The organism is Dactylosporangium aurantiacum (assembly GCF_000716715.1).
Lineage (GTDB): Bacteria > Actinomycetota > Actinomycetes > Mycobacteriales > Micromonosporaceae > Dactylosporangium > Dactylosporangium aurantiacum.
This window is the reverse complement of the sequence record NZ_JNYJ01000165.1, coordinates 1-383: the sequence shown is the minus strand read 5'-3', so window position 1 is coordinate 383 and position 383 is coordinate 1. Positions and strand designations below refer to the sequence as shown.

Here is a 383-nt window from a genome sequence, read left to right as displayed (position 1 = left end):
ATGAGCGAGTGGGACAGCGGCGACCACGGCGACAACGGCCTGGACTACAGCCACGCTGAGGCCGGTCACGAGCAGGAGGCGCTGGACCAGCTGCACCAGGTGCACGCTGACCAGAACAGCTACGACTCGCAGTTCGGCGTGTACGAGCAGGACAGCGCGTCGGCGGAGTCGACGTCGTTCGACCAGGGGCACCAGGTCGAGTTCACGGGTGCGGACGGCTCGCACTACGCGGAGCAGGACTTCACCTCCTACGACCACGCCGAGGCCGAGCAGGACCACGTCTTCGCCGCCGAGGGTGAGGAGCACGAGACCTCCTCGGAGTACGACCAGCTCGACGCGCTGCAGGCCCGCATGGAGAGCGCGTTCGCCGAGACCACCCAGCT

Annotated in this window: 1 protein-coding gene; it reads left to right on the top strand. The window is 67.9% G+C overall.

All coding sequences use genetic code 11. The features are described 5' to 3' along the window. On the top strand, positions 1-383 hold a 383-nt coding region (locus tag OP18_RS59030), incomplete at both ends, for a hypothetical protein (RefSeq protein WP_033368056.1).